The following is a 2,531-nucleotide window of genomic DNA, read 5'->3' as shown; positions in this document are numbered from 1 at the left end:
GAATCTGGAGGCTTCTGTGAGGTCCGTTGGCTCGACGGAGCCGCTTGGCACGACGTCGGACCTCATTGCAAGCCGGATTGAACGGAGCCGCGGGTCGGTCTGGCGCTATGGGGATTGTAGCCCTGCGGAGCGGTGGGGATTGTCTTTGCCAGGCCGATGAACGGCGTTCGCGGTTCGACCACGGCGATGGAGAGCATGGCGGAAGGCAAAACCGTGATGGCGTGAACCGTCAGACAGGTAGCAGTGGCCTCTACCGCTGGTCTGGCTGCTTGCGGCTTTGTGCGATGGGGCAAAGGTCTGGGTGCCGGCGCGCAAGGCGACGGGTGCCGAACCAGACGATGTGGACGCACTCGGCGTGATCATGAGGTGTCATTCCAGAAGGGGGTCGGCGCCTGCCCGCATCGCCAGGTGGCGAGCGTGACCATCGCCCCTCCGCAGCATGGGCAGCGATGCGTCAACGCCAGGCGCCCGGCGGCGACAGCGGCGCTTTCGGCACTCGGTTCGAGATTGTTCTGCTGTTGGCTGGCCAGCAGTCGGCGGCACAGGCCGAGCTTGGCGGCGCGATGACCGTTGGCGAGGAAGCCGTAATGACGGATGCGGTGGAAGCCGTCGGGCAGCGTGTGCAGGAGGAAGCGGCGGATGAACTCATCGGCATCGAGCGTCATGACCTTCGTCCTGCCGCCATGACGATAATCCCGCCAGCGGAACGCGACGCGATCGTCGGCCATGCTGACCAGCCGGGAATTGGCGATGGCGACGCGATGGGTGTAGCGGCCGAGATAAGCCAGTACCTGTTGCGGGCCGCCGAAGGGCGGCTTGGCGTAGACGACCCATTCGAGGTGACGGACTTCGGCGAGCAAACGGGCGAAGGCATCGGGCTTTGCCAGGTGGGCGAGATCGCCGAAGAAGCCCAGCCGGCCCGCATCATGGGCCACTCGCAGTTCCTCCAGGAAGCGGCGGCGAAACAGGCGCGACAGCACGCGCACGGGTAAAAAGAATCCCGGCCTGCACGAGATCCAGCGTGCGCCGTCGGGCGAGACGCCACCGCCCGGCACGATGCAATGCAGATGGGGATGGTAGGTGAGAGTCTGGCCCCAGCTGTGCAGCACTGCGATGAGGCCGATCTCGGCGCCCAGATGTCTGGGATCGGCGGCGATCGTGCGCAGCGTCTCGGCCGCCGCCTTGAACAGGATCGTGTAGAGCGCCGTCTTGTTGTGGAAGGCGATCGCGGCGACCTCGGCCGGCAGCGTGAACACCACATGGAAGTAGGGCACCGGCAGCAGCTCGTCCTGCCGCGCGGCGAGCCAGTCCCGGCAGGCCTGGCTCTGGCACTTGGGGCAATGCCGGTTGCGGCAGGAATTGTAGGCCACGCGAATCGACCCGCAGGAGCGGCAGCCCTCGACATGACCGCCCAGTTCGGCGGTCCGGCATAGCTCGATCGCGCTCATCGTGCGGCGCTCGACGCGCCCGAGATGGCCGTCATGGGCCTGCCGATACGCCTCGCCATGGCGGCGGAAGATATCCGCCACCTCCAGTCTCGCCGGCATGGGCGGGACCGGATCAACCCGGCGGCACGACCTCGACGTTCAGCCGGTCGAGCGGGCTCGTCGTGCGCCGGATTAGGCCGTTCGAGACCCTGGTGTAGCGCGCCGTGCTCGACAGGTTGTTGTGGCCGAGGAGAACCTGGATGATACGGATGTCGGTGCCGTTCTCCAGAAGATGCGTGGCGAAAGAGTGCCTGAGCGTGTGGACCGTCACCCGCTTGTCGATGCCGGCGGCCGCACGCGCCGAGCGACAGGCGGAATACAGCACCTGCACATCGATAGGGCGATCGGCGCCGCGCCCGGGAAACAGCCAGTCCTGCGGCTTCGCCAGCCGCCAGTAGATCCGCAGGATGCGCAGAAGCTGCGCCGACAGCATCACGGTGCGGTCCTTGCCGCCCTTGCCATGCTCGATCCGGATGACGCCGCGACCGCTGTCGATGTCGCCGACCTTTAGGCCGACGGTCTCCGAGGCGCGAAGTCCAGCAGCGTAGGCTGTGGTCAGGGCCGTGCGCGTCTTCAGGCTCGGGACCGCTTCCAGGAACCTGACCACCTCGTCGGCGCTCAACACCACTGGCAGCGTGCGTGGTAAGCGGGCGTAGACAATGCGCTCCGGGATCTCGGCATGGCCCAACGTCACGCCGTAGAAGAACCGCAGTGCGCACACCGTCTGGTTCAGCGCCGGCCACGAAATCCCCGTTGAAACCAGATGCACCTGGAAGGCGCGCACGTCCTCAAGGCCAAGCCGGTCAGGGGAGCGGCCAAAGTAGCGCGAAAACTTCGCCACCGCATGCACGTAGGATCGCTGGGTGGCCGGCGACAAATTGCGGATCGTCATGTCCTCGATCATGCGCCGGCGAAGAGGGCTCAACTCGACCATCTCATTGCTCCTGTTCTCGAGATTGCGCTTCAACAGCCACAATCCTTCAAAACAGAAGCGTCACCCGCAAACCGATCCGCCAAATGCCGCGTTAGCGGCTTCGTTCAATC

At 65.7% G+C, this 2,531-nt stretch carries 2 protein-coding genes; both read right to left on the bottom strand.

What is annotated here, in order from left to right:
• Positions 1-359: 359 nt before the first annotated feature.
• On the bottom strand, positions 360-1,547 hold the full coding sequence (locus EOA29_RS32745; protein ID WP_126091547.1) for an IS91 family transposase: 1,188 nt from the start codon (positions 1,545-1,547) through the stop codon (positions 360-362).
• Positions 1,548-1,560: 13 nt separating this feature from the next.
• Positions 1,561-2,421 (bottom strand): site-specific integrase, encoded by an 861-nt coding sequence (locus EOA29_RS32740; protein WP_126094674.1) that lies wholly within the window; start codon positions 2,419-2,421, stop codon positions 1,561-1,563.
• Between the last annotated feature and the right edge of the window lie 110 nt (positions 2,422-2,531).

This window comes from Mesorhizobium sp. M1E.F.Ca.ET.063.01.1.1 (assembly GCF_003998155.1).
Taxonomy (GTDB): Bacteria; Pseudomonadota; Alphaproteobacteria; order Rhizobiales; family Rhizobiaceae; genus Mesorhizobium.
This window is presented reverse-complemented; position numbering and strand designations above follow the sequence as displayed.

Bases quoted from the DNA above. Each gene is read 5' to 3' on its own strand.
- EOA29_RS32745 (WP_126091547.1), bottom strand. From the start codon at position 1,547: ATGCCGGCGAGACTGGAGGTGGCGGATATCTTCCGCCGCCATGGCGAG.
- EOA29_RS32740 (WP_126094674.1), bottom strand. From the start codon at position 2,421: ATGGTCGAGTTGAGCCCTCTTCGCCGGCGCATGATCGAGGACATGACG.